Genomic DNA, 23,942 nt, shown 5'->3' on the forward strand with positions numbered 1-23,942 from the left:
TATGAGGCAAGAGCCGTCGCTCCTGCCCCCGGCTGTCCGGCAGGCCCTGGAACATCCCGGGCCTTTCGCGCTGGGGCTGGATGCCTGGCTGGCGGCGGAATGCGGCGCGACGCGCCCCCAAGAACTGGCCGCCGCCGTGCGGGCACGCCAGCTGGAGCTGCTTAATGCCGATCTTTGCCACATGGCGCTGCACAGCCCCCTGTACCGGCAGCGTCTGGCCGGAGTCGGGCGCTGGTCCGCGGCGGGCCTGCGTCCTTTGCATGATCTTTCCGAACTGGCGGAACTGCCGTTCACCACGGCCGATGATCTGCGCCCCGGCGAGGCCCTGCTCTGTGTCTCGCGTGACGAGGTGGCGCGCATGGTCACGGTGAGCACCTCCGGCAGTACGGGTACGCCCAAGCGGCTGGCCTTCAGCGATGCCGAGCTGGCGCGCACGCGGGACTTTTTTGCCGTGGGCATGGCCCAGATGGTCACGGCAGGGCAGCACGTGGCCGTGCTGTTGCCGGGTGCCCACCGCCCGCGGGGCATCACGGATCTGCTGGCCGGGAGCCTGGCGCCGCAGGGCGTGCGCGTGACGGCCTGCATGGACCTGGCCGACCTGCTGCTGTGCGTACCGGAGCAGGCCCCGGAAGGGGCGGCGGTCCGTCTGGCGGCTGTCCGTGCCGCCTGGCAGGCGCTTGCGGCCACCGCTCCCGCAGGTCTGGGGCTCGTGCTGCTGCCCCGCCAGATGGAGTGCCTGTGGCGGGCCTTTCCCCAGACGCCGCCCGGTTTGTGCGCCGCCCTGTGCGCTGCCGACTGGCTGGATCCCGGTCTGCGCCGTCAGGTGGAGCAGGGCTGGGATTGCCTTGTGCTGGATCATTACGGCTCCACGGAGAGCGCCTTTGCCGGGGCCGTGCAGTGCCGCTGCCGTGAAGGGCGGCATGTGCGGGCCCTGGACCTGCTGCTGGAGATAGTCCATCCTGTGACGGGCAAGGTCCTGCCGGCGGGCGAGACCGGGGAGCTGGTCATCACCACCTTGCAGCGGCGGGCCATGCCCTTGTTGCGCTACCGTACGGGCGACATGGCCAGCCTGCTGGACGGGCCCTGTGCCTGCGGCAGCCCGTTGCCGCGTCTGGGGCCGGTGCTGGGGCGCATCGAGTATGCCGGACAGGGATTTCGAGTGACGCATCCCCGCAAAGGGGGAAGCGAGGAGAGGAGGTCATGCACCATTACGCTTTGATACTGGCTGCCGGTGCGGCGTCCCGCATGGGGCGGTGCAAGGCCCTGCTGCCGCTGCCCTTCCCGGACGGGGAGTGCTGTGCTCTGGAGCGTCTGGCCCGGATGTACGCTTTTTGCGGGCAGCGCTTCGTGGTCACCGGGCACCATGCGGGGTTGCTGGAGCCGGTGGCTCCCGGCTGGGGCCTGCGCGCTGTCCGTAATCCCCGCCCGGAAGACGGCATGTTTTCTTCCATCTGCGCGGGGCTCCAGGCCGTGCTGGAACGGGCCCGGGCGGATGACGTGGCACCGGAGCAGGGCGGCGTGTTCGTCCACCCTGTGGACGTGCCCCTGACCCGGCGCCTGACCCTGCTGGCCCTGCTGCGGACTGCGGACGCCGTGCCGGGGACAGCCCTGCAGGCGGCCTTCTGTGGCGAGCCGGGACATCCCGTCTATCTGCCCCTTTCCCTCGTGCCCGCCATCCTTGCCCATGACGGCCGTGAAGGCCTGCGTGGTGCGCTGGCGGCTGTTCCCTGCCGTCAGGTGCCGGTGGCCGATGCCGCCATGCTGCTGGATATGGATACTCCCGAACAGTACGCGGATCTGCAGGAGAGGGCAGCCTGTCACGATGCCCTGACGCGGGACGAGGCCGAAGGCCTGCTGCTCCAGGCCGGTGTACCGGAGCGGGGGCTGCGCCATGCGCTGGCCGTGGGCCGGGTGGCGGAAGCCCTGTGCGCGGCCCTGGCGGAGGCCCGGGGCGAGGCGGCTCCCGTGGAAACGGCGTTGGCGCTGGCCTCCGGGCTGACGCACGATATCTGCAAGGGCGTGCATGGCCATGAGGCCGCCGGAGGGCGGCTGCTGGCTCGTCTGGGGCTGGCCCGTATGGCTGCCATCGTGGCGGCCCACAGGGATCAGAGCGTCCCGGCGGAAAAAAAGCTGGGTGCGCACGAGCTGGTCTATCTGGCGGACAAATACTGCCGGGGCGGGATCTGGGTGCCGGTGGCGCAGCGTTTTGCCCAGAAACTGGAGGAGTTCGGTGCTGATCCGGGTGCCCGGGCCGGTATCGAGGGGCGGCGCGACCGGGCACTGGCCTTGGAACGGCGGCTGGCCGTGGAGCTGGGCCGTGACCCCGCCCGGCTGGTACGGGAAGTGCTGGATACGGCGGACATCGGTACGCGCGCGCAGATGCTGGATGCCCGGCGCGATCACTGGACGCCGCTGTGTCCGCTGGGAGAGGATGCCTGACATGGTCGGGCTCTGGCTGTTGCGTCACGGTTCTTTGCCGCCCAATCCTGAGCGGCGTTTCGTGGGCGCGCGCGACATCGCCCTGACCGCTGCGGGACGGGAGCAGATACGGCAGTCCGCCCGGGCCCTGCTGGCGGAATGCGGTGCGGCAAACGGACTGCCGCCCTCTGTTGCCGCAGCCACCGGGCAGGGCAGCCATGCGCGGACGGCAATGGCAGGGGCAGCGGAGAGAGGGGCGTTACGGGAAGGGGAGAGCGGCCGGTATGGGCCCTTCCTGCCCCGGCATATCATCTGTTCGGATCTGGGGCGCTGCCGCGAAAGCGCACGGCTGGTGCAGGAAGTTTTCCATGCCCGGGGCCATGCCATAGATATTTTCCCCGATGCGGGATTGCGCGAGATCTCGCTGGGGCTGTGGGAAGGGCTGACCGTGGCCGAAGTGGAAAGCCGCTGGCCTGGCAGCCATGCGGCACGCGGAGCAGACATGGCGGGCTTTGCGCCGCCGCAGGGAGAGAGCTTCGCCGCCGTGCAGGCCCGTGCCGTGGCCTGTGTGGAACGCTGGCAGGCCCGGTATCCTGATGAATGTTTGCTGCTGGTCAGCCACGCGGGCGTGCTGCGTAGCCTGTTGTGCCATTGGCTGGCCCTGCCGCTGGCCGAAGTGATGCGCGTCCCCCAGCACTATGCCTGCCGTATCTGGCTACCGGGGCAGGAATGTTAAGCGCGCGGGGCCCCCTGAAAGAAGCCCCGGTATGCCTTCCTAATCCAGGGTCAGGATGACGGACAGGGCCTTGAAGATGACCCAGACGCTGCTGCCCACCGGCGGGATGGGGCTTTCACCGCGCACATGAAGGGCGCAGGCCTGGCTGCCGTCAGGCAGGTTGACCAGGATCTCGGCCAGCATCTCGTCCTGGCGCACGCGTTCCACCGTGCCCCGGAAGCAGTTGCGTGTGGCCACGGGGGGCTTGTCCTGGCCCTGGTCGGGCTCGATGATGATCCAGGGGGCCTTGATGCTGGCGGTGACCAGCATGTCCTTGGAAAGCCCCAGGCTCTTGCAGCTTTCGTCCGTGATCATGGCCGTGACGCGCAGGCCGCCCGCCGTGCACAGGATCACGGTGACGATGATGCCCGAGGCCCGCAAGTGTTCGATGCGGCCGTGGAAGACGTTTCGGGCGCTGGTACGCAGGCCGCTGGTGCGCTGGACATGTTCACGCAGCAGGGTCTGCGCGGCCTTGAGGTTGTAGCGGATGCTGCCGGACTGCTGACGGCGGTTACGCCCGGCGAACATGTCGGCCACAGGGGCGGGCAGGCCCTGGCGGACCAGCTCGAGGATGCGGGTCTGGCGCAGGCTGCGGGCACTGAGCAGGCCCGCGGGCAGGCCGCAGGCATTGCCGCACTGTTGCAGGCTGCGGCGCACATAGCTGGCATCACAGTGGAGCAGGGCGCCGCTGGGCGTGAACAGGGCGGGGTCTTCCATCATCTGGCGCAGACGGCGGCAATGGGTGGCGGGCAGGGGGACCTGCCGGGCATGTTCCCCCTGGATGTGGATGATCCCGGCGCCCCAGTCCATGTGCCCGAGTTCCAGGGCAAGGGCCTCCACCAGGCGCAGACCGCCATAGCGCAAGAGCATGAAGATGCACCACAGGCGGGCATGGGCCCGGCGTGCCCGCATGCTGGTCGATTCGGCGTACTGCTGCCAGTACCAGGATTCGGCGGCCAGCAGTTCCTGATCGCTCAGGCCTTTTTCGTCACGCAGCAGGCTGGCAGTGTCCTGGCGCATGAGCTTCTGCTGCAGCCATTTCCTGTCTTCCGTCTCCAGACTGTGCAGTAAAGTGCTAAGTTTTTCACGTTTTTGCGCGGAAACCATAGAAAACCTCCCTGAAGCTTCCCTAAAATAACTTGTATCATAAGATGTTACAAGTTGTCGCGCTTTTTATATAATCCGTGTCTGCCTTGCCCCGCTCCTGAAGGCGCGTAAAGTGCATCATGACAAGAACATAAAAAAGCCAAGGAGGCTTGTATGTTGTTTGAACGAGTGCTTTCCGCCTGTATCAAAAGCGTGTCCCTGGCCGTGGCCGCCCTTGTCCTCGCCCTCGGCTGCGGGCAGGCCGTGACGGCGTCCGCCGGGGAGATGACCGTTTCCGCGGCGGCCAGCCTGACCAATGCCTTTGCCGAACTCAAGACCGCGTTTGAAAAGTCCCATCAGGGCCTGACCGTGCATACCAATTTTGCCGCCTCCAACCCGCTGCTCAAGCAGATGCAGGAAGGGGCCCCGGTGGACGTGTTCGCCTCCGCCGACCAGGAGACCATGGACAAGGCCCAGAAAGCCCAGCTCATCAAGCCTGAAAGCCGCAAGAATTTTGTCAGCAATACTGTGGTCCTCATCGTGCCCGCCCAGGGCAAGAAGTTCGGCAGCCTTGCCGAACTGAAGAAGGCCCAGCGCATCGCCGTGGGTTCGCCCGAAAGCGTGCCGGTGGGCCGTTATACGCGTGATGCCCTGAAGAGCGCCGGGCTCTGGGAGACCCTCCAGCCTTCCTTCATCTACGGCAACAGCGTGCGGCAGGTCCTGGATTATGTGGCCCGTGGTGAAGTCGATGCCGGCATCGTCTACGCCACTGACGCCAAGCAGCGCGCCGACAAGGTCGATGTCTGCCTGACGCTCACGGGCCATAAGCCTGTCACCTATCCCATTGCCGTAGCCACCACCGGCAGCAATGCTGCCATGGGCCAGGCTTTCGTGGATTTCGCCCTTTCCCCCGAAGGGCAGGCGATCCTGGCCCGTTACGGCTTTTCCAAGCCGTAGGATTCTGCTAGCGGCGGCGTTGCGGGCGCTGCCGCCCTGTTCCCACCGGGCCCGGACATGTCCCGACTCCTGCATGTCCGGGTCCGGCATCTTGCGCTGCATGTCTCCGGTCCGGCGGTATCGCCGACGGCCGGAGCCCAGGATGCTTCCCCCTGCCGGCGGTCGGGCTTGGTCCCCCGCCGGTATCGTTGCCCGGATACCGCATGGAATACCTTGTCCCTACCGATCTTGCCCGGCCGCTCCTTCTCTCGCTGCGGGTGGCGGGCATCGCGACAGCGCTCTCTTTTCTGGCCGCGCTTTTCGTGGCCTGGCGTCTGGCTCGTCGCCGCGGCCCCCTGCCGGCCCTGCTGGATGCCCTGTGCACGCTGCCCCTTGTTCTGCCGCCCACGGTGCTGGGCTATTACCTGATCCTCGTCGTAGGCCGTAACGGCCTGCTGGGCCCGGCGCTGCGGGATCTTGGCCTGCAGCTCATCTTTTCCTGGCAGGGGGCGGTGGTGGCCGCCACCGTGGTGGTCTTCCCGCTGCTCTACAAGTCCGCGCGGGCGGCCCTGGAACAGGTGGACCCGCATCTGGAGAACGCCGCACGCACTCTGGGCGCCTCGGAGCTGCGCATCCTGCTGACCGTTTCCCTGCCGCTGGCCTGGAAGGGCATCTTTGCCGGGCTCATGCTGGCCTTTGCCCGCGGCATGGGCGAGTTCGGCGCGACCCTGATGGTGGCGGGCAACATTCCCGGCAAGACGCAGACCCTGGCCCTGGCCATCTACGATGCCTTCCAGGCGGGCAACGACGCCCTGGCCACCCTGCTGGTGCTGGTAACGTCCGGGTTGTGCGTGACCCTGCTCATGGCCGCCGAAGTGCTGGTCAAATACAAAAGAAGGCGGCGCAGCGCATGATCTCTCTGGATATAAAAAAATCATTCGACGATCCCGGCAGGGAAGCCCCCTTCCATCTGGGCATCCATCTGGAGATGCCGGAGGACAGCCGGACCCTCGTTTTGTTCGGTGCTTCCGGTTCGGGCAAGACCCTGACCCTGCATTGCCTTGCCGGGCTGGTCCGGCCCGATGCCGGGCGCATCGTGGTGGACGGCAACGTCCTTTATGACAGCGAGCAGGGCCTTTGTGTGCCTGCCCGGCGGCGGCGCATCGGCTACATGTTCCAGGATTACGCCCTGTTCCCGCATCTGAGCGTGCTGCATAACGTGGCCTATGCCGGTTCGGGCCTGCTGCCCTGGCGCCTGAACAGGGAGCAGCGCGCTTGGGCCATGGATCTGCTGGAACGCCTGGGCATCGCCCATCTGGCCCGTCTGTACCCGGGCAACCTCTCCGGCGGGCAGAAGCAGCGTGTGGCGCTGGCACGGGCCCTGGGGACACGGCCGTCACTCCTTTTGCTGGACGAGCCCTTTTCCGCGCTCGATCCCCTGCTGCGTGAGCGTCTGCGCGGTGAGATACAGGAGATCCTTGCCGCATTCGCCATCCCGGCCGTCATCATCAGCCATGACCCGGAAGACGTGGATGCCTTTGCCGGGACCCTGGTCACCTACCACCGGGGACGGGCCCGCATGATCGCGGATTATGCTTCCCTGCGCCGGGAGTACGCATCGGCGGGTGACTGTTTGCGCCATCTGCAGCAGGAGATGCAGGCAGAGAGCGCCCGGGCCGCAGGGCGGTAGCCCGGGCGGGCCATCACGCAACGGCAGGATCCCCTACGTTTTTGCGACCTGGGCCCCGGTACTTGAGGTAACGGCCTGCCTGCATAGGAGACTTCTTGCTTGCCGCCATCCAGAAAAGAGGGACAGGACCTTGATGAAAAGCCTCCTTCGGGGGGCTTTTTTTGTTGCAGTACTGCATCCAAAGAGAGGTGGAAGGATGCAGGACTGCGCCACAGAAAAAGGGGAGGGAAGAATTTCTGCAAACTTGTCGCATGTTCTGCCGAAGGTACGGATTTTGCTTGTCATTTGCGAAAGATTTCTTTTGAATAGCCGTGGCGTCAGCCTGTGACGCCGGGGAGAAAAGATGACGGATACGGAACGATCCATACCGGGGACAGGGTCTGCGGCACGCCGCGTCTGGCAGAAGGGGCTGCCGCTGGCGCTTCTGACCCTGTTGTGCATGACCCTTTTTGCCCTCAATTCCATCCTGTGCCGCCTTGCCCTGCTGCATCACGGCATGGACCCGGTCAGTTATACGGCCATCCGCATGACGTCCGGCGCTTTGATGCTCTTTGCCCTGCACAGGTGGCGCCAGCGGCGTCACGGGCAGGTGCCGGACTGGCGGGGGCAGGGCAGCTGGGGCGCGGCTCTGGCGCTGTTCACCTACATGCTGGCGTTTTCCGTCGCCTATGTGAGCATGCCTACTGCGGCCGGGGCCCTGGTCATCGCCGTGGCCGTGCAGACCAGCATGATCGGTTACGGCATCCATGCGGGGCAGCGTCCCAATCTGGGGCAGACTCTGGGGATAGGTATGGCCATGGCCGGGCTCGTGGTCCTGCTGCTGCCCGGTCTGGAAGCGCCGCCCCTGCCGGCCGCCTGCGTGATGTTCGTGTCCGGCTCCGCCTGGGGGGCCTACAGCCTGTGCGGCCGCAAGTTCCGTCATGCGGCGGAGGCCACCACCGACAACTTCATCCGCTGCGTCCCCCTGGTCCTGGTGCTGATGCTGGCCCTGTGGTGGCGGCTCTCCCTGCCGGTGCAAGGGGTGGCGCTGGCCCTGTGCGCCGGGGCCCTGGCCTCCGCCCTGGGCTATATCCTCTGGTATGCGCTGGTGCCCTGCTACAGTATCGCGGCCGCTGCCGCCGCCCAGCTGAGCGTGCCCGTGATCACGGCCCTGGGGGCGGTGGTCTTCGTGGGCGAGGCCATCACTCTGCGCCTTGTCCTGTGTTCGGCCGCCATCCTCGGCGGTATCTTCATCGTGGCTTTGTGGGGGCAGCGTCACGCCGTGCCCCGGCCTGACGGCAACAGATGCGGACAATCGGCGGATACCGCCCCAAGGAGATGATCATGATGCAAGGACTGGAACTTTCCCGGCGTTATTTCGAGGCCTGCCTGCCCCTGTTGCAGGAACAGGCGGGCGACATCCTGCCCCTGTGCGCCGTGGGCCTGGCAGGGGAGGGCTCGGAATGCCTGGGCTTCGATGATGCCACGTCCCGGGATCACGACTGGGGACCGGGCTTCTGCATCTGGCTTTCGCGGGAAGACCTGGCTCGGCACAGACAGCGGCTGGAAGACGTCCTGCGCCTGCTGCCCGGGACCTTCGAGGGCTTTCCCTGCCGCATGACGCCGGAGCGGCGCATGGGGCGGACAGGGCCCATGGCCATGGAAGATTTTTATGCCCGCTTCACCGGCCGGGACACGCCGCCTTCCGACTGGCGTCACTGGCTGGGCATGCAGGAATGGGGACTGGCCACCTGCACCAATGGCGAGGTCTTTTTCGACGGGCCCGGCCGTTTCAGTGCCTGGCGCACGACCCTGCTGGATTATTTTCCCCGTGACCTGCATCTGAAAAAAATGGCCACGCGCTGCATGCAGATGGCGCAGGCCGGTCAGTACAACTTGCCGCGCTGCCTTGAGCGTGGGGACAGCATCGGCGCCATGCTGGCCCTGGGGCGCTTCAGCGAGGCGGCCCTTTCCCTGGCCTGCCTGCTGAACCGGCGGTATCTGCCGTTTTACAAATGGGCCTGGCGTACCGTGCAGGGCCTGCCCCGCCTGGGCGCCGATATGTGTGCGGCCCTGCAACAGGCCGCAGCGGCCCCCTTGACGACCGAGGAAGGCGGGCAGAAAGCCGTGGCGGCCGTGGAAGACATCAGCGCTCTTGTGGCAGCGGAGCTGCGGCGTCAGGGGCTGAGCGATGAGCAGGACAGCTGGCTGTGGCTGCACGGGCCGATAGTGATGCGGCAGGTGCGCACGGTGGAGATCCTGCGCATGGACCTGCTGCGGGATTAACGGGCAGGCCACAGCCGGAACAGCGGGCAGACGGTTGCGACCGGCTGCCCGTTTTGGCAACATGGGGCCAGCATGGCCGGACGTCTGCGCACACAGCCCGGCAGAAGAGATCTTTTCAGGAGTACGAACATGGATGCGAAAAGCTGGATCCAGGAGATCCGTGCCGCCGGCAAGCTGATGGCTGCCGGGGATCTTACCGGTGCTGAGAGCCGGTATCGCCAATTGCTGGACAAGGGGACGGACAATCCTCTGCACAAGGCTCTGGCCCTGGACGGGCTGGGGCGTGCCGTCTTCGAGCAGGGCCGTCAGGCCGAAGCCATCGAAGCCATTGAGGCGGCCGTGAGCCTGCTGCGTGAACGGCAGGGCGTGCAGGATCCCGCTACCTGTGGCGCCCTGCAGAATCTGGGGCGCCTGTACCTTGCTGCCGGACAGGTGGAAAAAAGCATCGCCGTGAGCCGCGAAGCCGTGGACGGCCTGCGTGCCGGTTTTGGGGAAGACCATCCGCTGGTGGCCGGGGCCATGATGCGCCTTTCGGCCTGCCTGTACATGCAGCGGGATCTGGATGGCGCCGAGGAGCTGCTGCTCAAGGCCCGGGACGTGTTCGAGAAGCAGAGCGGCGACGAGGCTCGCATGGATGTCTCCACCTGCCTGAACAATCTGGGACGTATCCACGAAGAGCGCGGTGATCTGGAACAGGGCATCGCCCTGCACCGCCAGGCCGTGGCCATCCGCAAGGAGCTGCTGGGCGACCATACGGAAACGGCCTTCTCCCTGGGCAACCTCGGCGTGGCCCTGGCAACGGCCGGCCAGTGGCAGGAAGCCGTGGATACCCTGCAGGAAGCCCTGGACTGCTATGCCCGTGCCGGACATACCACCGGGCCGGACATCGAAGGCTACCGCAAGAATCTTGAGATCTGCCGCCACGCCCTGAAGATGGTGGCTCCGGGGACGACGCCCCAGGTCAGCGACGACTAGCCGTCCGCATCTTTTTGAGGACGACATGAAACGGCAACGGGGAAATGCCTCATGGCATTTCCCCGTTTTTTTGCACAGGAAGGAAAGCTGTCGTAATGAGCCGATGTTTGCGCCTGACGGACAGCAGGTGACGGCACGAAGATGCAGACAGTGCTCCCGACGCGGCAGGGCGGGAGACCGCCTGACAGCTCCGGAGCCTTGGCGAAATTTGCCCGGCAGGGGCAAGTGCCTCAGCGGCGGCGCAGGGCAAAGGCCAGCACGAGGATGGCCAGGGCCAGGCCGCCGGCAGCCACGGGCAGGGCCTCCATGGCGTCCAGACTGTCGCCATACTGCTGCCGGACCAGGGCGGCCCCGGCAAAGATGACACCGGCAAGGATGGCCTTGAGCCCCACACCGCGCCATTGCCTCCGGCGCAGGGCCGTCCGGCTCCGGTACAGGCTGTCGCCGTGGCGCGCTTCATAGGCGGTCAGATCGAGGCCGCGGCGGGCCAGCTCCGCATCGAAAAGCTCGCGGGCCTGTTCGGTCAGCTTGTGGCGTTCCAGCGCGCACAGGCTTTCGTCATCCAGTTCCGCGTAGCGCTGTTGCAGCAAAGTCTTTTTTTCGTCGTTCGTCATGGCTGTACGGGAAGGGACGGTGTCGGGGCCTGCGGAGAGACCATTTCCGGCAGGAAGGTGATGCGCGGCAGGCCCCGTCCTTCCAGCGCACCGCGGACGCGCTGTTCAAACAGCTCCCTGCCCATGACCGGGCCGTCTTCCTGGCCGTCGAGCGTGACATGGGCTTCCAGCAGGGCCGGGCCGTAACTGTCCGGGGCCGTCTGGTAGCCGCTGGCTGTAGTGACGCTCAGCGGCGCGTGCATGAAATCGAGGCTCTGCATGAAGACCCGGAAGCGTACTTCGCTGGCGTTGTCGGGGCCTTCCCACAATTCCATGGCCAGGATAGTGCCGGGCGGCAGGGCATTGGGCGGAAAACCCGAAGCCTGCCAGTCGATGCCCAGCAGCGAGCCGATGGCCGCCAGGTTGTTGTCGTTGCCCACAAAGACGGCGCACCGGGCCTCGTTGAGGCGCGGGTCGGCATGCTGACTGTAAAGGGCAAGGGCCATGTCCCGCAGCAGGGGGCCGCCGTAGATGCCGGCGACCAGCGGCGTACGGTGCAGGGCATTGAAGATCTCGCTGCGGATGGGCAGGAGCTTGCGCAGGGCCGCGGCGTTGGCCTGGCCCCAGGCGGCATCCTGCTGCGGCCACTGGGCGTATTCCTGCACCAGCAGGTCCACCAGGGTCGATCCCAGACCAAGGCCGCCCCGTATCTCCACACGGCGGCCCATGTCCATGATGGAGATGGAGGGGACCATGTCGGACAGGCGGCAGCCGCCGGGCAGGTTGATGCTGTTGCAGGCTTCGGAGGACAGGGGGCCCGTGAGCTGATCCAGCAGGGACATGGGCTCGCCCAGGCTTTCCCAAAACTGGGAAAAGTCCCCATTGATGTGGTCCAGGACGGACAGGGCCGTCTCGGCCGGGTCGAAGATGGCCAGACCGGCCTGGACAGGCTCAAAGAGGGGATCAGGATCCAGGTTCACCACGGCATAGGAAGGCAGGGTGCCCGGCGTCAGGCCCCGCAACAGGGCCTCGGCACTGCCGCGGCTGCGCGGGGTGTTGTCCGCACGCACGAAGACCCGGGATTCGGTTTTTTGCACCGGCAGCAGGCCTGCCTCAAGATACAGGGCACGCAGGGAGGCCCACTGGGCCGTCAACAGCTGGGCGCCGCGCGGGGAGAGCTGGCCGGGCCCCACAGGCCATTGCGGCCAGGCTTTGCCGGTGATCCGGGGCAGCTGGTTATCGTCGGCCGGTGCCGCGACACCGTGACGTGTCAGCATGACGACCTTGCTGAGGTGATACGCGGATGGGGCAGCAGACACCGGACAGGGTATCAGGCCCAGGAGCAGGGCGAGCAATCCGGCGAGGCATGTCCAGGTTCGCATGAGGATCTCCTTTCTTGGTGGAAGCATAAGCGTAAACGATGCCGGGGGCAATGTCTTGCGCAGATGTGTCCGCAACCCCTCTGCGCGCGGATGTGACGTTCATGTTACAGGCGTTCGGGCATGGACAAAGCGGCCCGGCGCTGCTAGATTCCTGCTTTCCACCTGTAGAGGAACACGGCCTGAGGACAGGCCGACAGCCGCCGGGCGGCGCAGGCGGAGAGAGTTTCAGCAACGACCCGAAAGGGTGGAGCATGGCATGAGCAGACTGACCAATCGAGATTTTTTGAAGGAAACGGACTTTACTTCCGAAGACCTGATCTACTTGCTGGATCTGGCCGCCGCACTGAAAAAAGCCAAGCAGGAAAAGCGCGAGCCCAAGTTCCTGCTGGACAAGAATATCGTGCTATTGTTTGAGAAGGATTCCACCCGGACCCGTTGCTCTTTTGAAGTGGCGGCCCATGACCAGGGTGCCCACACCACCTATCTGGGTCCCTCCGGTTCCCAGATCGGCAAAAAGGAATCCATGGCCGATACGGCCCGCGTGCTGTCCGGCTTCTATGACGGCATCGAATATCGCGGCTTTGGCCAGAGCATCGTGGAAGAACTGGCCCGCTATGCCAGCGTGCCGGTATGGAACGGCCTGACCAATGAATGGCACCCCACCCAGATCCTGGCGGACTTTTTGACCATGCGCGAGCATTGCGACAAGCCCTACAAGGACCAGACCATGGCGTATATCGGTGATGCCCGTTACAATATGGGCAACTCCCTGATGATCGCCTCGGCCATGCTGGGCCTGGACTTCCGCAGCGTGGCGCCCCGGGCCCTGTGGACCTCCGACGAGATCTACGAACAGGCCTGCGCCATCGCCGAACGGACCGGTGCCCGCATCACCCGCACGGAAGATGTGGACAGCGGCGTCAAGGGCTGCGACTTCCTGTATTCCGACGTCTGGGTCTCCATGGGCGAGCCGGAAGATGTCTGGCAGGAACGCATCAACCTGCTGACCCCCTACCGCATCGACAGCGAGATGATGCGCAAGACCGGCAATGAGCGCTGCGCTTTCCTGCACTGCCTGCCCAGCTTCCACAACCGTGACACCATCATCGGTGAAAAGATGTACCAGCGTTTCGGTCTGGAATGCATGGAAGTGAGTGACGAAGTCTTCGAATCGCCCAACAGCCTCGTGTTTGCCGAGGCCGCCAACCGTATGCACACCATCAAGGCCGTCATGGTGGCCACGCTGGCCGACGTGCCGGACGATTTCGTGAAGCAGGGCAGCCTGTAGGTCGACCGCAGCGGCCCGAAGCTTTTCCGCCGTCATGTGAAAGCCCCTTTCTTTTCCGGGGCGCAGAGCTGGCGGGTCCGGTAGGGGCCGGACAACGACCTTGTTCACAAAAAGAGCGTGTATCCTGTCATGGATGCACGCTCTTTTATTTTTATGCGGCAACGACTGTTCCGTCATCCTGCGGGAGGAGTGCCGGCTCCTGCGGACGCAGGCCCGCAGGGCAGCAACGCTGTCCCATCCCGCGCCACATCGTCACTTTCCTAAATCATTTTGCCGGGTAGACCACGTCGTCCTTATGCTGTCTGTCCTGCACTCGGGGCATCTGGCTGCCGGGCCGGAATTTGAGGGGGGCTCCGCATAGTGCCCCCTCATCCGCAGCGGGGGACGGGAAGACGGGGCTGTCCTGTGCGCGCCATAAGTGTCACAGGGATCATGCAGCGGTTTTTGAAGGGTGAGGGGGAAAGGGGGAGAGGGGGACTTTTTTCCGCTGGAAAAAGTCCCCCTCTCCCCTGAAAATATGGATCGAAACTTCTGCGGCTAGCGGTATTCGCGACCGGACCAGAGCACGCGGCCGATGACGCGGAACTGTTCGGCGCAGTCGCCGCTCAGGTCAAGGGTCACGGGAGGATAGGCGGGGTTGGTGCTGTGCAGGACGATCTGGCCGGGCAGCAGGTCGATGCGCTTGATGTAGATGGCATCCTCAAAGCCGATGGCATAGAGGCGGCCGGAGACGATCTCGGTCTGGCCCTGATCCAGCAGGACGAGGTCGTTGTCCTGGATCTCGGGCACCATGCTGTCGCCCGAGACACGCATCAGCACCATGCGGCGGGGATTGCCCTTGCGGTGCAAAAAGTCGCTGCGGAAGGCATAGCCGCCTTCCTGTTCGCTGCTGACTTCCAGACTGCCGGAACCGGCGGACAGGCGGGCCACCACCAGGGGCACGGTGATCATGTCCACATCGTCGTCCACGTCTTCCAGCATGAGGCAGGCGGGCATGGCACCGGACTCCACCAGCGGGAGGCGCATGGGGCCACGGCCGAAGAAGAGCCAGTCGGCATTGCAGCCTGTTTCCGCGGCGCAGATGCGGACCCATTCGTCCGGGATCTGGCCTTTGTCCAGAGCCTGTTCCACATCCGCCACGGGCAAGCCCAGGGCCCGGGCCAGTTCAACAGCGGTATCCGCCTCCAGCGCCTGCATGAGGCGTTGCACGATTGTCGGATCGGAACGGGAATCGGTCATGGATGGTCTCCTCGGCACAGTATGGAAAACGCCATCATGCTAGCAGCAGGGCAGGGGGAAGGCAAGCAGCGGCAAGGCCCGGCGGGCGGAAACGACGGCACGGAAGGGGCGCCGGCCTGAGCGAAGGGGGAGGGATAAAGGCACGCTCCCGTGCAGACCGTGGTCCCCGGCTGCAGGCATCGGCATACCGGAAAAGGGACTGCCCGATCGGAGGCCGGACGCAGGACATGAAAAAAGCCCCGCCGGAGCGGGGCTTGCAAGACGATGTGCCGGATTAGGCAAGCAGTCCCTTGGAAGCCAGAACGCCCTTGAGGCGTTCCAGATGTTCGTCGGTCAGCGGACAGAGCGGCAGACGCATCTCGTCGGTCATGCGGCCCATGAGAGCCAGGGCGGTCTTGACCGGGATGGGGTTGCTTTCCATGAACATGGCCTGATGCAGGACGAAGAGGTCATGGTGGATGCCCATGGCGGTGGCGATATCGCCCTTGGCGAAGGCATTGTACATGGCAGCCACCTTGCCGGGGACGATATTGGAGGTCACGGAGATGACGCCGCTGCCGCCGATGGACATCAGAGGCAGGGCGGTGAAGTCGTCACCGGAAAGCAGGCTGAAGCCCTTGGGGCACTGTTCCATGATCAGGCTGCACTGACTCATGTCGCCGGTGGCTTCCTTCACGCCCACGATATTGGGGAACTCATGGGCCAGACGGCTGAGGGTGGCAGGCAGCAGGTTGGTGCCGGTACGGCCAGGAACGTTGTAGGGGACCAGAGGCATGTCGACAGCTTCGGCGATGGCTTTGAAGTGACGATACAGACCTTCCTGGGTGGGCTTGTTGTAGTAGGGGGTGATCAACAGCGCACCGTCGGCCCCGGCCTTCTGGGCGAAGCGGGTCAGGCGGATGGCTTCGATGGTATTGTTGGAACCGGCACCGGCCAGGACGGGCACACGTCCCTTGACCTGGTCGATACAGATCTCGATGACACGTTCATGCTCTTCGTGGGAGAGCGTGGCCGATTCGCCGGTGGTGCCGCAAGGCACAAGGCCGTGGATTCCCTCACTGATCTGGAATTCAATGAATTCGCGATAGGCGGCTTCATCAACGGCGCCGTTTTTGAACGGCGTGACGAGGGCGGTCAGGGCACCGAAAAATTGCATGGTCCACTCCTTGGAACTGAGCTAAATGGGACTGCGGTTACTGGTTGATATATTCCTTGAGCTCCTTCCCGGCACGGAAGAAGGGCAGGCGTTTGGGCACGACGGAGACGCTTTCGCCGGTTTTGGGATTACGTCCGGCATAGCCGCTGTATTCCTTGATCTTGAAGCTCCCGAATCCCCTGATCTCGATACGGTCGCCAGCGATGAGCGAATCCTTCATCGCATCAATGAAAGTGTTCACCACCAAGGACGCATCATCGAACGGAAGATTGCTTTCTTCTGCCAAGGCCTTGATGAGTTCGCTCTTGTTCATCGTTCCTCCTCGTCGGTGAAAGGAGAGCGTGGGTAAAAAGGATGCCAGTCGTTATGATAAGGAATCCTATCCTTTTTGCCGGACGAGGTAAAGTTGCAGGGCAGAAAATGGCAGGGAAATATGCCCGGAAAAGTGCGGAGCATGCCTGTTTTGCGGGGCAGGCGCACCTTTCCGGGCCGTGAAGACGCTCTTAGCGCTGCTGTTCGTGCCTGTAGAGCAGGTAGTCGTGCTGGAACTGGTCGATCTGGCCATCCAGGACGGCTTCCACGTCGCCGCATTCGCTGTTGGTCCGGTGGTCCTTGACCAGACGGTACGGCTGGAGGGTATAGGTGCGGATCTGGCTGCCGAAGGCGATGGCGTCCTTGCCCGCATACTGGGCGGCGCGCTCGGCTTCGCGCTTTTGCAGCTCAAGGTTGTACAGACGGGCCTTGAGGATGCACAGGGCCGCTTCCTTGTTGTGGTGCTGGGACTTCTCGTTCTGGCACTGGGCCGAGATGCCCGTGGGGATGTGGGTCACGCGCACGGCGGAGCTGGTGGTGTTCACGCTCTGGCCGCCGGGGCCGCTGGAGCGGAAGGTATCGAAGCGCAGATCCGTTTCCTTGATGTCCAGCTGGATGTCGTCGCCCACGTCGGGCATGACGTCCACGGAGGCGAAGGACGTATGGCGGCGGCCGGAAGCATCGAAGGGCGAGATGCGGATCAGGCGGTGGATGCCGCGTTCGCTCTTCAGGAAGCCGAAGGCGTGCGGGCCCGAGATGCGCAGGGTCACGCTCTTGATGCCGGCTTCATCACCGGGAAGATAGTCCAGCTCCTCCACGGTGAAGTGGCGCCGGGCAGCCCAGCGGGTGTACATGCGCAGCAGCATCTCCGCCCAGTCCTGGGATTCCGTGCCGCCCGCACCGGGGTGGATCTCCAGGATGGCGTCCTGGTTGTCCTCCTCGCCGGAAAGCAGCATGACCAGTTCCGTCTCGTCCAGCAGGGCGTCCAGGCTGTCCTGCTGTTTCGCCAGGGATTCCAGGGCCTCGTCCTCGCCGCTTTCCACAGCCAGTTCCAGCCACTCGTGCATGTCGTCATGGCAGGTCTTGAGGGCATTGAGGCGGGAGACCTCATCCTCCAGCTGGCGCTTTTCGCGCAGCAGGGGGGTCAGGGCCTCAGGATTATCCCAGGCATTGGGGCGGGAAAGTTCCGTTTCGATGGCGGCAAGACGCTGTTCGCTGGCCGCGACGTCAAAGACGCCCCCAAAGGTTGTCGAAACGCTGGTCGAGGGGCTGGCAACGGGCACGAAGATCACTGAGTTGCAACATGAGAACTATCGAGGGGTTGAAGGTGAGGGGCGACGCGTGCCCCAAAAAATGCCGAGCCAGAGCAGTCCGGCGGCCAGCGGCAGCCAGAGCCCAAGCTTGTGATAGATGGTGGCCCCCTGTTGCAGGCGCACACGCCCCCAGAGGGTATTTTCTTCGAACTGGCCCCCGCGGACGGTCACGCGGCCACGGGCGTCGATGATGGCGGAGATGCCGGTATTGGTGCCCCGCAGCAGCCAGCGCCCCTGTTCCACGGCGCGCAGGGAGGCGAGGTACAGATGCTGGAGCGCCGCTGGCGAGCGGCCGAACCAGCCGTCGTTGCTGATGTCCACCAGCACGTTGGCGCCGTGCTCCACGCGGGCCTGCGCCAGCCAGGGGAAGACGGCCTCGTAGCAGATGAGCATGCCCAGGCGAAGGTCTTCGTGCACCAGGGGCGCGGCGGAGCGGCCGGGGGTATAGACGCCCACTTCCTGGAGCAGGTCGGCAAGGAAGTTCCAGTTGAGCCACTCCGGCACATATTCGCCGAAGGGCACGAGATGTTCCTTGTCATAATGGCCCGCCGTGTTGCCCGAGGGATCGAGGAGCAGGGCTCGGTTGAAGACCTGCAGGTTGCCTGCCGCATCATACTGGAAGCCGGGCACGCCGGTCAGCAGGGGGCTCTGGGCCTGGCGGGCCAGATTGCGCACCAGTGTGGACAGGATGCCGTTGTTGTCGAAATTGAAGGGCAGGGCCGTTTCGGGCCAGACGATGAGGGGCTTTTCGCCGGGATGGCGCGCCAGCTCCGCCTGTGTCAGGCGCAGATAGGTCTCCACCGTGCGGCGCTGGTAGGCAGGCACCCACTTCTGGTTCTGGTCGATGTTGCCTTCGGCAAAAAGGACGGCCACGCTGTCCTCACCGCGGGGATCGTCCTCCAGCGGCGTGGTGTGCAGGCGCCAGGCACCGTAGCCCAGCAGCAGGGCGGCCAGCAGCAGCCCGGTGCACACGCAGGCAGGCCGGCGCCAGTGCCGCAGGCAAAGGATCACCGTGACCCACAGGCCGGCCAGCAGATAGGCGCCCGTCACGTCGGCAGCCTGTATCCACAGGGGCCAGGCCGCCAAGGCGCCCCCCAGGGGCAGCCAGGGAAAACCCGCCACCAGCGCGTAGACGTATTCCAGAAAATACCAGGCAAGGCCCAGCAGCCAGGCCTGTGCCAGCGGGCCGCGCCCGCGCAGGGCATGGGCCAGCAGGCTGAACAAGCCGCCGGCGCTGGCCAGACAGGTGGCCACCAACACGGCACAGACTGCCGCCAGGGCCATGGGCAGGTTGCCCACGGTGGCCATGGGGATGGTCAGCCAATAGAGCACGGCCGCCATGCCCACGATGGAGCTCAGCCAGCCGCGACGCAGGGCCGCGCCCGCCGAGGGCGCCGAATCGCCCAGCAGGGCCAGGCACAGGGGCAGCAGCAAGGCCAGCGGCGGCAGGGAGATCCAGCCGTTGGGGAACGCCAGCCACAACGCGGCAGCCCCCGCCAGGCCGAGGCCCAGGGGGGAGGAACGCAACCAGGCGTCACGCATTTCAGTCTTCCGTTTCAGAGGCGTCGGGCGTGTTTTCCCGGGCCGGTTCCATGCGCAGGTGGCGGATGAGCTTCTTGTCCGCATCCAGCACTTCGAAGCGCCAGCCGCGCAGGATGAAGACCTCGCCGGGAGCGGGCACATGGCCGGCTTCCATGCTCAGGTAGCCGCCGATGGTGTCTACTTCGTCGGAGCTGAGGTCCACGCCCAGTTCTTCAAGGTCTTCCAGCAGGGCACGGCCCGTGAGTTCATAGACATGGGCCCCCAGGGGACGGATGTCTTCCTCGCGGGGAGCGTCGTGTTCGTCCTCGATGTCGCCCACGATCTCTTCCAGCAGGTCTTCGATGGTGATCAGGCCCGAGGTGCCGCCGTATTCATCCAGCGCGATGGCGATGTGCTGCTTGCTGGCGCGGAATTCCTGCAGGAGGTTGCGGATGGGCTTGGTCTCGGGCACGAAGAACGGTTCGCGCATGATGGCACTGGCAGGCTGGTCAGCCATCTTGGGGTCCAGCAGGCAGCTCAGGATATCCTTGGCGTGGAGCATGCCGACCATGTTGTCTCGGGTGTCGCGGAAGACAGGGATGCGGGAATGGCCCGACTCCACGATGACCCTGGCCACTTCGGGCAGGAGCATGTCTTCGGGGACACAGTCGATGTCGGTGCGGGGCGTCATGGTGTCCTGCACCTGCAGGTCGTTGAAGCGCAGGATGCCCAGGAGCATGGACTCCTCGTCGGGCTCCACTTCGCCGTCGGCGCGGGCTTCGATGATGGCTTTTTCCAGGGATTCATCGTCTTCGCGTCCGAAAAAGCGGGTCAGACGCGACCAGATGGTGCCATTGCTACTATGACAGTCGGAACCACCGTCCAAAACAGCCTCCTAGAAGGGCTTTGCCTGCGCGCCGCACCGGCGCCGGGCAAAGGCATGTTGCCGTGCCGGGGCACGGGCTGGGGTGAGGGGGACGTCGCCGGGAACGCAGCCCACGAAGGCGGCGGGATGTGCAACCTTGTCGTGGATACGTCCGGGCGGACGCAGGAGCGGATGCCGCGTCCGGGGCAGGAAAACGCGGTCTGCCGCCGTGTGCGCAGCGTGGCCTCAAGGCTCACGCGTACAAAAGGCACCCGTCCTCTCAGGATAACGGGGAACATTCCCCAACGTCAACAGCGCATCCTCCTTTTGTCAGGCAAAGATGCGCGGCACAAAAAGGGGACCCGCGGCTGGGCCGCAGGTCCCGGGAAAGACATCAGAGGGACTGCCGCTTGCCGCGTAGCAGGCCCAGCTTGTGCAGGTGGATCTCCAGACAGCCTACGGCCGCCGGAGTCACGCCGGAGATGCGTCCGGCCTGGCCGAGGTTGCGGGGCCGCACGCGGTCCAGTTTTTCTTCCACCTCGCGGGAAAGGCCCGCCACTTGCCGGTAATCCAGATCGGCGGGCAGCTCCACGGATTCCAGACGCGCGGCACGGGCGATGAGCTCGCGCTGACGCTCCAGATAGCCCGCGTATTTGACGTCCACCTGGACGGTCTCCAGATCGCGCAGGTCGCGATCGGCCAGGGCCTCGGACAATGGGGCCGAGATGCGGGCCAGACGTTCCAGATCCATGTCGGGACGGCGCAGGGCCTCTTCCAGCGTCCGGCCGCGCAGCGCGGTACGCAGTTCCGTCTCTTCGGGAGATGCCGGAGCGGTCTGCGCCGCTTCGTCGCCGTCGGTCAGCTGGACGCGCACCTGCTGCAGCAGGCGGCGCACCGCATGGCCGTGTTCCATCTTGTCGTTGAAGAGACGCCACTGCTCCTCGCCCACCAGACCGATCTTGCGGCCCAGCGGGGTCAGGCGCACGTCGGCATTGTCCTCGCGCAGCAGCAGACGATGCTCCGCCCGCGAGGTGAACATGCGGTAGGGCTCCTCGGTGCCGGAGGTGACCAGGTCGTCCACCAGCACGGCCATGTACGAGGAGTCGCGTCCGGGCACGAAGGGATCGAGCTCCTTCTCCCGGCAGGCGATGTTCAGGGCCGCCCACAGTCCCTGGGCCGCGGCCTCTTCGTAACCGGAGGTGCCGTTGATCTGGCCCGCCAGCCACAGACCGGGCAGGGCCTTGGTCTCCAGCGTGCCGTGCAGCTGCACCGGGTTGGCGTAGTCATATTCGATGGCATAGCCGGGACGCACCATGACGGCATGTTCCAGACCGGGGATGGCGTGGATCATGGCCTGCTGCACGTCCAGCGGCAGGCTGGTGGAGATGCCGTTGGCGTAGACCTCCGGGCTGTCCAGGCCTTCGGGCTCCAGGAAGATCTGGTGCCGTTCGCGCTCGGGGAAGCGCGCCACCTTGTCCTCGATGGAGGGGCAGTAGCGGGCGCCCGTGCCCTGGATGACCCCGGTGAACAGGGGCGAGCGGTCGAAGCCGGAACGGATGGCCGCATGGGCGGCCTCGTTGGTCCAGGTGATGTGGCAGGGCACCTGCGGCAGCACCGGGCCGGGACCACGGAAGCTGAAGCGCGGCGGCGGGGTATCGCCGGGCTGTTCCTCCAGCTTGGAAAAGTCGATGGACGCCCGCAGCAGGCGCGGCGTGGTGCCGGTCTTGAGACGGCCCAGCGTGAGGCCCAGACGACGCAGGCTGTCGGAAAGGCCCGTGGCCGGGGCATCACCCAGACGGCCGCCGGGCAGATGCGTGAGGCCGATGTGGATGAGGCCGGCCAGGAACGTGCCGGTGGTGAGCAGCACATGCCGGGCATGGAAGGTCAGTCCCTGGGCCGTGCGCACGCCGGAGGCATGACCGTTCTCTTCCAGCACCTCGGTCACGGAATCCTGCCAGATGCGCAGGCCGGGCGTGGAGAACAGGGTCTTCTTGAGGACCTTCTGATAGGCCTCGCGGTCGATCTGGGCGCGGGTGGCGCGCACGGCCGGGCCCTTGCTCATGTTGAGGGTGCGGAACTGGATGCCCCCGGCATCGGCCCACAGGCCCATCATACCGCCCAGGGCGTCGATCTCGCGCACCATGTGGCCCTTGGCCAGGCCACCGATGGCAGGGTTGCAGGACAGGTAGCCCAGACGGTCCACATTGCCGGAGATCAGCAGCACGCTCAGGCCCAGACGGGCCAGGGCCACGGCGGCTTCGGAACCGGCATGGCCGCCGCCTGTCACGATACAGTCAAAACGGTTCTCAGCGCTGCATGAGCACATGGGCAAACACCTGGGCGTCCTTGAGGGTGGCGGTGATGGAAGAATGTTCGTCGGGCTGGTGGCAGGTGCTGTCGATGCAGCTCCACACGGCGGCGGGCAGGCCCTGCTGGCGCAGCAGGGCGGCCACGGTGGCGCCGCCGATGCCCACGGGACGGGCCTCCACCTGATAGATGTCCGTGACGGCACGGCGCAGGGCCGCGACCACGGGGCTGTCCGCAGCCGTTTCCGAGGCGCGCTGGCAGTGCTCGATGGCCACGTCGATGCGCACCCCGTGATGTTCGGCCACGGCCGTCAGGCGACGGCGGGCGGCGTCCAGCACATGTTCGGGCTCCACGCCGGGCAGCAAACGGCAGTCCACATAAAAAGTGTCATGCCCGGGCAGGATGTTGACGCTGGGCACGTTGGCATCGTGACGGCTGGGCACGAAGGTGGAGCAGGCCGGGTCGAACAGGGCGTCGCGACGGGGGAAATCCTTGTGCAGCTCCATGCAGGCCAGCACGGCGGCGGCTCCGGCCACGAAGGCGTTGCGGCCCTTGTGGGGCGTGGAGGCATGGCACTGCACGCCGCTGACGTCGACCTTGAGCCAGCACAGGCACTTTTCGGCCACTTCGATGTCTGCGCCCGTGGGGGAACCGGAGTCCGGCACGATGTAGAAATCATCGGCACGCAGGAAACGCTGCTCTTCGGGCAGAGCGGCGTGGCGTTCCAGCACATGGGCCAGGCCGTAGTCGTTGCCGCATTCCTCGTCGGCCATGAACACCAGGCCCAGGCTGAGTTCGGGGGTGATGTCGCAGGCATGCAGGGCTTCGGCCAGCAGCAGCATGCTCACCAGGCCCTGCTGGTTGTCCTCCACACCGCGCCCGACGAGCATGTCGCCCTGCCGGACCACCTGCCAGGGATCGGAATGCCACAGGGCCGGGTCACCGGGCGGTACCACGTCCATGTGGGCAAAAAGCCAGAGCGTCCGGGAGGAACGGCCGGGGATGCGGGCCACCACGTTGGGGCGCAGCCCGGAGTGCACGCGCGGATCGGCGGCATCCAGACGGCGGATGTCGCTCACCCCGCAGGCGCGCAGGCAGTCTTCGATATACAGGGCCTTGGCCAGCTCGCCCTCGCCGCCGTTTTCCGGGCCCAGGGCACGGAAGGCGGTCAGGTCGCCCTGAAGGGTCGCCACACGGTCCTGGCGCTGATCCAGCCAGCGCAGGAGGGGGGACAGGGCGCTGTCCTGCGAACTTGTGTTCATGCTGTTTTTCCTTGAAGCCGCCCGGGCCTGGAGGACCCTGCGGACAAATGACAAAAGGGAGGCTGTCGCGACAGCCTCCCCTGTGCAATGTGCCAGAAAATTGCAATCGGTGCGGGATGTTCGCGCCGGGCGCGTCCCGCATGCCGCGTATGGTCTAGCGACCCTTGGCGGCGCGCTTGGACGCCTTCAGGGGGTTGACCTTGGCAGCGGCGGCGACCTGCACCTTCACATGGGTAGCGAAGTTGCAGCGGCCACCGGACCACTTGCTGGCGGGGCTGGCGTAGCTGGAGCAGAAGTTTTCGCCTTCAAACTCGCGAATGCGGTCACAGCCTTCGCACTTGTCAATGATGGGGGAAACCACAAAACCGTTCACAACCACGCCTTCGGCGGTTTTCACGGCATTAAGCAGAGCAGCCATAACGATACCTCCATGCGCCGAAGCGCTTTCGTTTCAGTCTGAATGGGGCACTATAGACCAAAAAACAATGGTGTCAAGTCCCCCCGTGCAAGGGAACCCCGCCCGGACGGCTTTTCCGTTGCCGCAAGGGGGCCGTTCCGG

At 65.4% G+C, this 23,942-nt stretch carries 22 protein-coding genes; 10 read left to right on the forward strand and 12 right to left on the reverse strand.

Features of this window, described 5'->3' with window-relative positions; genetic code table 11:
* The first annotated feature begins 1 nt into the window (after position 1).
* Genes ACQRBR_RS08305 through ACQRBR_RS08315 form a run of 3 tightly spaced genes read left to right on the forward strand, consistent with a single transcriptional unit; the run spans position 2 to position 3,154 of the window.
* Positions 2–1,219: a DVU_1553 family AMP-dependent CoA ligase gene (locus ACQRBR_RS08305; RefSeq protein WP_427812749.1), complete on the forward strand. Its 1,218-nt coding sequence runs from the start codon at positions 2–4 to the stop codon at positions 1,217–1,219.
* Positions 1,201–2,439: a DVU_1551 family NTP transferase gene (locus ACQRBR_RS08310; protein WP_427812750.1), complete on the forward strand. Its 1,239-nt coding sequence runs from the start codon at positions 1,201–1,203 to the stop codon at positions 2,437–2,439. Before ACQRBR_RS08305 ends, ACQRBR_RS08310 begins: the two co-directional genes overlap by 19 nt.
* Before the next feature lies 1 nt (position 2,440).
* The gene (locus ACQRBR_RS08315; protein WP_427812751.1) at positions 2,441–3,154 is read left to right on the forward strand and encodes a histidine phosphatase family protein; all 714 of its coding nucleotides are present in this window, start codon (positions 2,441–2,443) and stop codon (positions 3,152–3,154) included.
* A gap of 39 nt (positions 3,155–3,193) precedes the next feature.
* Here the strand turns inward: ACQRBR_RS08315 and ACQRBR_RS08320 are convergent, their stop codons facing one another.
* Complete coding sequence (locus ACQRBR_RS08320) at positions 3,194–4,213, reverse strand: TOBE domain-containing protein (RefSeq protein ID WP_427812752.1); 1,020 nt, start codon at positions 4,211–4,213, stop codon at positions 3,194–3,196.
* A 240-nt stretch (positions 4,214–4,453) separates the two neighbouring features.
* Between ACQRBR_RS08320 and modA the strand changes: the two genes are divergently transcribed.
* The 6 genes from modA (at position 4,454) to ACQRBR_RS08350 (ending at position 10,145) form a co-directional block, all read left to right on the forward strand.
* On the forward strand, positions 4,454–5,236 hold the full coding sequence (gene modA / locus ACQRBR_RS08325) for a molybdate ABC transporter substrate-binding protein (protein WP_204625302.1): 783 nt from the start codon (positions 4,454–4,456) through the stop codon (positions 5,234–5,236).
* A 203-nt stretch (positions 5,237–5,439) separates the two neighbouring features.
* On the forward strand, positions 5,440–6,129 hold the full coding sequence (modB, locus tag ACQRBR_RS08330; RefSeq protein ID WP_168934864.1) for a molybdate ABC transporter permease subunit: 690 nt from the start codon (positions 5,440–5,442) through the stop codon (positions 6,127–6,129).
* The gene (locus ACQRBR_RS08335) at positions 6,126–6,905 is read left to right on the forward strand and encodes an ATP-binding cassette domain-containing protein (RefSeq protein WP_427812753.1); all 780 of its coding nucleotides are present in this window, start codon (positions 6,126–6,128) and stop codon (positions 6,903–6,905) included. Before modB ends, ACQRBR_RS08335 begins: the two co-directional genes overlap by 4 nt.
* 343 nt (positions 6,906–7,248) lie before the next feature.
* Entirely contained in the window at positions 7,249–8,226 is a 978-nt protein-coding gene (locus ACQRBR_RS08340; protein WP_303878028.1) for a DMT family transporter, read from the forward strand.
* Between the two features lie 2 nt (positions 8,227–8,228).
* A complete protein-coding gene (locus ACQRBR_RS08345) occupies positions 8,229–9,170 on the forward strand; it encodes a DUF4037 domain-containing protein (protein WP_427812754.1) in 942 nt (313 codons plus the stop codon).
* 129 nt (positions 9,171–9,299) lie between these two features.
* Entirely contained in the window at positions 9,300–10,145 is an 846-nt protein-coding gene (locus tag ACQRBR_RS08350) for a tetratricopeptide repeat protein (protein ID WP_427812755.1), read from the forward strand.
* 230 nt (positions 10,146–10,375) lie between these two features.
* Here the strand turns inward: ACQRBR_RS08350 and ACQRBR_RS08355 are convergent, their stop codons facing one another.
* Together ACQRBR_RS08355 and ACQRBR_RS08360 are read right to left on the reverse strand one after the other, a co-directional pair.
* Positions 10,376–10,759, reverse strand: a complete 384-nt coding sequence (locus tag ACQRBR_RS08355; protein WP_427812756.1) for a hypothetical protein — start codon at positions 10,757–10,759, stop codon at positions 10,376–10,378.
* The gene (locus ACQRBR_RS08360; RefSeq protein ID WP_303878023.1) at positions 10,756–12,120 is read right to left on the reverse strand and encodes a histidine-type phosphatase; all 1,365 of its coding nucleotides are present in this window, start codon (positions 12,118–12,120) and stop codon (positions 10,756–10,758) included. The genes ACQRBR_RS08355 and ACQRBR_RS08360 overlap by 4 nt, the downstream gene beginning before the upstream one ends.
* A gap of 256 nt (positions 12,121–12,376) precedes the next feature.
* Here ACQRBR_RS08360 and argF point away from each other — a divergent pair, with 256 nt between their 5' ends.
* Positions 12,377–13,408 carry an ornithine carbamoyltransferase gene (argF, locus tag ACQRBR_RS08365; RefSeq protein WP_320854436.1) on the forward strand — a complete coding sequence of 344 codons (1,032 nt, stop codon included), beginning with the start codon at positions 12,377–12,379 and terminating at the stop codon, positions 13,406–13,408.
* A 537-nt stretch (positions 13,409–13,945) separates the two neighbouring features.
* On the opposite strand, the gene ACQRBR_RS08370 is transcribed toward argF, so the two are convergent.
* From ACQRBR_RS08370 to ACQRBR_RS08410, 9 genes are all read right to left on the reverse strand, one after another.
* Positions 13,946–14,647: a LexA family transcriptional regulator gene (locus ACQRBR_RS08370; protein ID WP_303878021.1), complete on the reverse strand. Its 702-nt coding sequence runs from the start codon at positions 14,645–14,647 to the stop codon at positions 13,946–13,948.
* 274 nt (positions 14,648–14,921) lie between these two features.
* A complete protein-coding gene (dapA, locus tag ACQRBR_RS08375; RefSeq protein WP_006004401.1) occupies positions 14,922–15,803 on the reverse strand; it encodes a 4-hydroxy-tetrahydrodipicolinate synthase in 882 nt (293 codons plus the stop codon).
* A 37-nt stretch (positions 15,804–15,840) separates the two neighbouring features.
* Positions 15,841–16,116 (reverse strand): HU family DNA-binding protein, encoded by a 276-nt coding sequence (locus ACQRBR_RS08380; protein ID WP_006004403.1) that lies wholly within the window; start codon positions 16,114–16,116, stop codon positions 15,841–15,843.
* 190 nt (positions 16,117–16,306) lie between these two features.
* Positions 16,307–17,420 (reverse strand): peptide chain release factor 2 gene (prfB, locus tag ACQRBR_RS08385; RefSeq protein WP_204625293.1). Its coding sequence is split into 2 segments (ribosomal slippage): positions 16,307–17,344 and positions 17,346–17,420, totalling 1,113 coding nucleotides; the frame shifts between segments, so codons are not numbered across the junction.
* A 5-nt stretch (positions 17,421–17,425) separates the two neighbouring features.
* A complete protein-coding gene (gene lnt / locus ACQRBR_RS08390; RefSeq protein WP_427812757.1) occupies positions 17,426–18,970 on the reverse strand; it encodes an apolipoprotein N-acyltransferase in 1,545 nt (514 codons plus the stop codon).
* Between the two features lies 1 nt (position 18,971).
* A complete protein-coding gene (locus ACQRBR_RS08395) occupies positions 18,972–19,835 on the reverse strand; it encodes a hemolysin family protein (RefSeq protein WP_168934875.1) in 864 nt (287 codons plus the stop codon).
* A gap of 373 nt (positions 19,836–20,208) precedes the next feature.
* Positions 20,209–22,140: a tRNA uridine-5-carboxymethylaminomethyl(34) synthesis enzyme MnmG gene (gene mnmG, locus ACQRBR_RS08400; RefSeq protein WP_427812758.1), complete on the reverse strand. Its 1,932-nt coding sequence runs from the start codon at positions 22,138–22,140 to the stop codon at positions 20,209–20,211.
* A complete protein-coding gene (locus ACQRBR_RS08405; protein WP_427812759.1) occupies positions 22,121–23,383 on the reverse strand; it encodes a M20 family metallo-hydrolase in 1,263 nt (420 codons plus the stop codon). Before ACQRBR_RS08405 ends, mnmG begins: the two co-directional genes overlap by 20 nt.
* Positions 23,384–23,537: 154 nt before the next feature.
* Entirely contained in the window at positions 23,538–23,801 is a 264-nt protein-coding gene (locus ACQRBR_RS08410) for a PxxKW family cysteine-rich protein (RefSeq protein WP_006004419.1), read from the reverse strand.
* Positions 23,802–23,942: the final 141 nt, after the last annotated feature.

The organism is Desulfovibrio sp. SGI.133 (assembly GCF_050313955.1).
Lineage (GTDB): Bacteria > Desulfobacterota > Desulfovibrionia > Desulfovibrionales > Desulfovibrionaceae > Desulfovibrio.

Bases quoted from the DNA above. Each gene is read 5' to 3' on its own strand.
- ACQRBR_RS08305 (WP_427812749.1), top strand. From the start codon at position 2: ATGAGGCAAGAGCCGTCGCTCCTGCCCCCGGCTGTCCGGCAGGCCCTG.
- ACQRBR_RS08310 (WP_427812750.1), top strand. From the start codon at position 1,201: ATGCACCATTACGCTTTGATACTGGCTGCCGGTGCGGCGTCCCGCATG.
- ACQRBR_RS08315 (WP_427812751.1), top strand. From the start codon at position 2,441: ATGGTCGGGCTCTGGCTGTTGCGTCACGGTTCTTTGCCGCCCAATCCT.
- ACQRBR_RS08320 (WP_427812752.1), bottom strand. From the start codon at position 4,213: ATGCGCCAGGACACTGCCAGCCTGCTGCGTGACGAAAAAGGCCTGAGC.
- modA (WP_204625302.1), top strand. From the start codon at position 4,454: ATGTTGTTTGAACGAGTGCTTTCCGCCTGTATCAAAAGCGTGTCCCTG.
- modB (WP_168934864.1), top strand. From the start codon at position 5,440: ATGGAATACCTTGTCCCTACCGATCTTGCCCGGCCGCTCCTTCTCTCG.
- ACQRBR_RS08335 (WP_427812753.1), top strand. From the start codon at position 6,126: ATGATCTCTCTGGATATAAAAAAATCATTCGACGATCCCGGCAGGGAA.
- ACQRBR_RS08340 (WP_303878028.1), top strand. From the start codon at position 7,249: ATGACGGATACGGAACGATCCATACCGGGGACAGGGTCTGCGGCACGC.
- ACQRBR_RS08345 (WP_427812754.1), top strand. From the start codon at position 8,229: ATGATGCAAGGACTGGAACTTTCCCGGCGTTATTTCGAGGCCTGCCTG.
- ACQRBR_RS08350 (WP_427812755.1), top strand. From the start codon at position 9,300: ATGGATGCGAAAAGCTGGATCCAGGAGATCCGTGCCGCCGGCAAGCTG.
- ACQRBR_RS08355 (WP_427812756.1), bottom strand. From the start codon at position 10,759: ATGACGAACGACGAAAAAAAGACTTTGCTGCAACAGCGCTACGCGGAA.
- ACQRBR_RS08360 (WP_303878023.1), bottom strand. From the start codon at position 12,120: ATGCGAACCTGGACATGCCTCGCCGGATTGCTCGCCCTGCTCCTGGGC.
- argF (WP_320854436.1), top strand. From the start codon at position 12,377: ATGAGCAGACTGACCAATCGAGATTTTTTGAAGGAAACGGACTTTACT.
- ACQRBR_RS08370 (WP_303878021.1), bottom strand. From the start codon at position 14,647: ATGACCGATTCCCGTTCCGATCCGACAATCGTGCAACGCCTCATGCAG.
- dapA (WP_006004401.1), bottom strand. From the start codon at position 15,803: ATGCAATTTTTCGGTGCCCTGACCGCCCTCGTCACGCCGTTCAAAAAC.
- ACQRBR_RS08380 (WP_006004403.1), bottom strand. From the start codon at position 16,116: ATGAACAAGAGCGAACTCATCAAGGCCTTGGCAGAAGAAAGCAATCTT.
- lnt (WP_427812757.1), bottom strand. From the start codon at position 18,970: ATGCGTGACGCCTGGTTGCGTTCCTCCCCCCTGGGCCTCGGCCTGGCG.
- mnmG (WP_427812758.1), bottom strand. From the start codon at position 22,140: ATGTGCTCATGCAGCGCTGAGAACCGTTTTGACTGTATCGTGACAGGC.
- ACQRBR_RS08405 (WP_427812759.1), bottom strand. From the start codon at position 23,383: ATGAACACAAGTTCGCAGGACAGCGCCCTGTCCCCCCTCCTGCGCTGG.
- ACQRBR_RS08410 (WP_006004419.1), bottom strand. From the start codon at position 23,801: ATGGCTGCTCTGCTTAATGCCGTGAAAACCGCCGAAGGCGTGGTTGTG.